Annotated in this window: 4 protein-coding genes and 1 pseudogene; 3 read left to right on the top strand and 2 right to left on the bottom strand. The window is 41.3% G+C overall.

From position 1 onward, the window contains the following. Positions 1–149: pseudogene (locus BU200_RS11325) on the bottom strand (IS5/IS1182 family transposase); the annotation flags it as partial. A gap of 141 nt (positions 150–290) precedes the next feature. On the opposite strand from BU200_RS11325, the gene BU200_RS09960 reads away from it, so the two are divergent. The 3 genes from BU200_RS09960 to pcrA all read left to right on the top strand — a co-directional run bounded on the left by BU200_RS09960 (position 291) and on the right by pcrA (position 4,951). Next, positions 291–527, top strand: a complete 237-nt coding sequence (locus tag BU200_RS09960; RefSeq protein ID WP_075099987.1) for a CsbD family protein — start codon at positions 291–293, stop codon at positions 525–527. A 489-nt stretch (positions 528–1,016) separates the two neighbouring features. Next, complete coding sequence (gene nox / locus BU200_RS09955; protein ID WP_075099986.1) at positions 1,017–2,387, top strand: H2O-forming NADH oxidase; 1,371 nt, start codon at positions 1,017–1,019, stop codon at positions 2,385–2,387. 293 nt (positions 2,388–2,680) lie between these two features. Next, complete coding sequence (pcrA, locus tag BU200_RS09950; protein WP_075099985.1) at positions 2,681–4,951, top strand: DNA helicase PcrA; 2,271 nt, start codon at positions 2,681–2,683, stop codon at positions 4,949–4,951. 125 nt (positions 4,952–5,076) lie between these two features. Here pcrA and BU200_RS09945 read toward each other — a convergent pair. Beyond that, positions 5,077–5,300: transposase family protein (locus tag BU200_RS09945; RefSeq protein ID WP_142237021.1), on the bottom strand; the 224-nt coding region annotated here is incomplete at its 5' end.

The following is a 5,300-nucleotide window of genomic DNA, read 5'->3' as shown; positions in this document are numbered from 1 at the left end:
TTGCGTGGACGACCTCCTTGACGATGTTGACGTTGGTAAGCTACATTGAGACAGGTAAGCATTTCTTGAAAGGTCTCTTTTTGAACACCTATGAGAAGTTTGAAGTTCTCTGAACTGAGTTTTTGAGCTTTTTCATACATGGTTTCCATACAAATAGTATATCACATTTGGTTACCGAACAAGTCTATTGTAAAATTACAGTAAAAGAATATTATTGTGAGGCAAAATAGTTGAAGTGTTGTGGATATTATGTTATTATAATAACTATAAAATAAAAGGAGGACAATCATATGTCAGAAGAAAAATTGTCAGCAAAGTTGGACCAAGTTACGGGTGGCTTAAAAGAAGCAGCTGGAAAAGTTATCGGTGATAAAAAGACAGAAGCTGAAGGCTTAGTTGAAAAAACAGCTGGTAAGGCAAAAGAATTGGCTGATGGCGCAGCTGATAAAGCAAAAGAACTCACTGAAGATGCAAAAGGTGTTGTCGAAGGTGCCGTAGAAGGTCTTAAAAACGTATTTGGTAAATAATCCATGAACCATACCCCCAAAGGGGGATTAAAGGTTGAGGAAAGATCCATTTTGGACACTGACCTCAACCTTTTTATGTGCTTAGCCGAGTTCAATTACACAAGATACGAGGACGTGTTGACACGAGTTCCACTCGTTTTATTTCCGACCTTCCACAGTCTATTCCCAGACTGTGGAAGCGGGCAAAGCATTTGACGCAGAACCTAGAGAGAGTTTGCTCCGCAAACTTCTATTCTCCGCCTCCAAAGGTATCCCCTACCTTTCAAGTGTTTGAGGTAGAGCATGCGACAAATCAGCAACTGCTTTCATTTTTTGTTTACTTACAGAAATAGTGAAGCAAAATAAAAGGACTACTAACAAAGAAAATTTGGGGATGGAGCCATCAGAAAAAATGTTGTGATGTTTTGAGCATAATTTTTGTAATCGGTACCAAATTTTAGTATACTATAGAATGTAAAAAAATATTTTTTAGGAAAGTGGGACTTACTTATGTCTAAAATCGTTGTTGTTGGTGCAAACCACGCAGGTACAGCTTGTATCAAAACTATGTTAACAAACTATGGTGCTGATAACGAGATTGTTGTATTCGACCAAAACTCAAACATTTCCTTCCTTGGCTGTGGAATGGCGCTATGGATTGGTGAGCAAATCTCTGGTCCAGAAGGCTTGTTCTACTCTGATAAAGAGCAATTGGAAAGCCTTGGTGCAAAAGTATACATGAACTCACCAGTTGAGGCTGTGGACTATGATAAAAAAGAAGTACACGTTCTTTTAGAAGATGGAAGCAAGCATGTTGAGTCTTATGACAAATTGATTTTTGCGACAGGTTCACAACCAATCTTGCCACCAATCAAAGGTGCAGAAATCAAAGAAGGTTCACGTGAATTTGAAGCAACACTTAAAAATCTTCAATTTGTTAAATTGTACCAAAACTCAGCAGATGTCATTGAAAAATTGAAAGATGAAGACATCAAACGCGTAGCAGTTGTTGGTGCTGGCTATATCGGTGTGGAACTTGCAGAAGCCTTTGAACGTAAAGGTAAAGAAGTTATCCTAATCGACGTTGTAGACACTTGCTTGGCTGGTTACTATGACCGCGATTTGACAGACATGATGAGCAAAAACCTTGAAGACCACGGTATCAAATTGGCATTTGGTCAAACCGTACAAGCAATTGAAGGTGACGGAAAAGTAGAGCGTATCGTAACAGATAAAGAAACGTTTGACGTTGATATGGTTATCTTGGCTGTTGGTTTCCGTCCAAACACTGGTCTTGGAGACGGTAAGATTGAACTCTTCCGCAACGGTGCTTTCCTTGTTAACAAAAAGCAAGAAACAAGCCTTAAAGATGTATATGCAATCGGTGACTGTGCGACTGTATATGATAACTCAATCGGTGATACAAACTATATCGCTCTTGCAACTAACGCCGTTCGTTCAGGTATTGTAGCAGCTCACAATGCATGTGGAACTGAACTTGAATCAATCGGTGTGCAAGGTTCTAATGGTATCGCTATCTACGACCTTAAGATGGTATCAACTGGTTTGACTCTTGAAAAAGCAAAACGCTTTGGCTACAATGCAGTGGTGACTGAATTTACAGATAACCAAAAACCAGAATTTATCGAGCATGATAACTTCCCAGTAACGATTAAAATTGTTTACGATAAGGACACACGTGTTGTTCTCGGAGCACAGATGGCTTCTAAAGAAGATATGTCTATGGGAATCCACATGTTCTCACTTGCTATCCAAGAAAAAGTAACAATCGAACGCCTAGCGCTTCTTGACATCTTCTTCTTGCCACACTTCAACAAGCCATACAACTACATCACAATGGCAGCATTGGGTGCAGAATAAGAACTCTAACAATCTGGAGCAGTAGTCTCCAGATTGTTTTGCTTATCATTGCTGGAATTAGAAAAGGAGATTCCCCCTAAAAAGATTGGCGCTTTTTTTCCCACTTTTTGATATAATAATAGAATTGGCGGGCTTGGAAAATCAGAGGGAAATCTGTTATGGACCCGTGATGTTCTGATACTCATACTCGTCAAAAATCAAAAGCAAAGCAATTGAACACGGATTAAGATTTTTAATGGCTTTGTATCTTAGAAATTTTATAGAGTATGAAAGATAAGAGATGAGGAGAGAAGATGGATCCTTTATTAAATGGAATGAATGATAGGCAAGCAGAGGCAGTTCAAACAACAGAAGGCCCCTTGTTGATTATGGCAGGAGCGGGTTCTGGTAAGACCCGGGTCTTGACGCACCGGATTGCCTATCTAATTGATGAAAAATTAGTAAACCCTTGGAATATTTTGGCCATTACCTTTACCAATAAAGCAGCGCGAGAGATGAAGGAGCGGGCTCTTCTCTTAAATCCTGCAACGCAGGATTGTTTGATTGCCACCTTCCACTCAATGTGCGTGCGGATTTTGCGTCGAGACGCTGATCATATTGGCTATAATCGTAATTTTACCATTGTAGATCCAGGGGAGCAGCGAACCTTGATGAAGCGGATTTTGAAAAATCTGAATCTGGATCCGAAGAAGTGGAGCGAACGCTCTATCCTAGGGACGATTTCCAATGCTAAAAATGATTTGATTGACGAAGTGGCCTATGAAAGTCAAGCAGGGGACATCTATACCCAGATTGTTGCCAAGTGTTATACAGCCTATCAGAAAGAATTGCGCATGAGTGAGGCGGTAGACTTTGATGATTTAATCATGTTAACCTTGCGCTTGTTTGATCAAAATCAAGATGTACTGACCTATTACCAGCAGAAATTCCAGTATATTCATGTTGATGAGTATCAGGATACCAACCATGCTCAATATCAGTTGGTGAAGTTGCTTGCTTCGCGTTTTAAAAACATCTGTGTTGTTGGAGACGCAGACCAGTCAATCTATGGCTGGCGTGGGGCTGATATGCAAAATATCCTTGATTTTGAGAAGGATTATCCAGAAAGTAAGGTTGTGCTTCTGGAAGAAAATTATCGCTCAACAAAGACCGTGTTACAGGCAGCCAATGATGTCATTAACAACAATCGCAACCGCCGTCCTAAAAACCTCTGGACGCAAAATGATGAGGGCGAGAAGATTATCTACTATCGAGCACATGATGAGCAGGACGAGTCGATTTATGTCGCAGGTCAGATTGATGAATTGGTGCGAGGAGGGCGTCCCTATCGTGATTTTGCCGTACTGTACAGGACCAATGCCCAATCTCGTACGATTGAAGAAGCCTTGTTAAAGGCTAATATTCCCTATACCATGGTCGGAGGAACTAAGTTTTATAGTCGTAAAGAAATTCGTGATACCATTGCTTATCTCAATGTGATTGCAAATCCGGCGGATAACTTATCCTTTGAGCGGATTGTCAATGAACCAAAGCGAGGGGTAGGACCTGGTACGGTGGACAAGATCCGTGATTTTGCCCAAATGCAAGACCTGTCCTTGCTTGAAGCGAGTCAGAATATCATATTGTCTGGCATTAAGGGCAAGGCAGCTCAGGCTGTCTTTGACTTGGCAAATCTCCTCTATCAGTTACGGGAGCAGCTGGATAAGCTTTCGATTACAGAGCTGGTTGAAGCAGTTTTGAGTAAGACTGGCTATACTGAATCGCTCACCGTCCAAGCGACCTTGGAAGCCAATGCTCGTATTGAAAACTTGCAGGAATTTCTCTCTGTAACCAAACATTTTGATGAGGAAAATAGGGTAGAGGGAGAAACAGGTTTGGAAACTCTAAGCCGTTTCCTCAATGACTTGGCATTGATTGCAGATACGGATGACGGTGATCGTGAGAGTTCAGAAGTGACCTTAATGACCCTGCATGCGGCCAAGGGACTTGAATTTCCAGTTGTCTTCCTCATCGGTATGGAGGAAAATGTGTTTCCACTCAGCAGAGCGGCTGAAGATGAGGATGAATTGGAAGAAGAGCGCCGCTTGGCGTATGTAGGCATTACCCGTGCAGAGAAACAGCTTTACCTGACCAATGCCAATTCGCGCCTTTTATTTGGACGGAGCAGCTACAATCAGCCTAGCCGTTTTATCCGAGAGGTATCGAGTGATTTGCTGGATTATCAAGGGTTGGCAAGACCTGCTAATACAGCTTTTAAAGCCTCCTATGTCAATGGTCAGACTAGCAAGTTTGGCAAAGGCATGAGTTTACAGCAGGCCATCCAGTCCCGCAAATCTCAAATTCAGCCTCCTAGTTTTGGAGACAATCTACCTTTTGGAAAGAGCAAGGTTGCGTCGCAAGCAGATTGGTCAGTGGGAGATATTGCTATTCACCGCAAATGGGGACAGGGGACTGTCCTTGAAGTTACGGGTAGTGGTAGTAGTCAAGAATTAAAAATCAATTTCCCAGAGATGGGGCTTAAAAAAGTCTTAGCAAGTCTTGCACCAATTGAAAAAGAGGACTAATCCTCTTATAGCCGTTTAGTTTATTTTTAGTACTAGGCAACGAGTCGCAGGTAGTACTGGGGTACAGCAAGACGAGTTAACGAAGTAATAAAAATATAAACTAAATGACTAGACTTGTTCGGTAACTACTTGGTTTCAAAATTAATAATCCCACAAATTAACTCAGCACGTATTTCAAAACGTTTTCTCCGACCACGATAGTCTTGTTTCATGATTTGAAACGTCTTAAACTTCGCATTGAAATGCTCAATTTGGATACGAATCGCTGCCATCTCACGATTTAGTTGCTTTTCCTCTTCCGTCAATCTGTGATGTTTTGAGTTCTTAGCTGGAATAAAGCTATTTTCAT

It is taken from the genome of Streptococcus acidominimus (assembly GCF_001921825.1).
GTDB lineage: Bacteria > Bacillota > Bacilli > Lactobacillales > Streptococcaceae > Streptococcus > Streptococcus acidominimus.
Note: the sequence above shows the minus strand (reverse complement) of the source record. Positions and strands in the feature narration are given on the sequence as shown.

What these genes read in the sequence shown, in the direction of transcription:
- BU200_RS09960 (WP_075099987.1), top strand. Translation starts at nt 291, where the DNA reads ATGTCAGAAGAAAAATTGTCAGCAAAGTTGGACCAAGTTACGGGTGGC.
- nox (WP_075099986.1), top strand. Translation starts at nt 1,017, where the DNA reads ATGTCTAAAATCGTTGTTGTTGGTGCAAACCACGCAGGTACAGCTTGT.
- pcrA (WP_075099985.1), top strand. Translation starts at nt 2,681, where the DNA reads ATGGATCCTTTATTAAATGGAATGAATGATAGGCAAGCAGAGGCAGTT.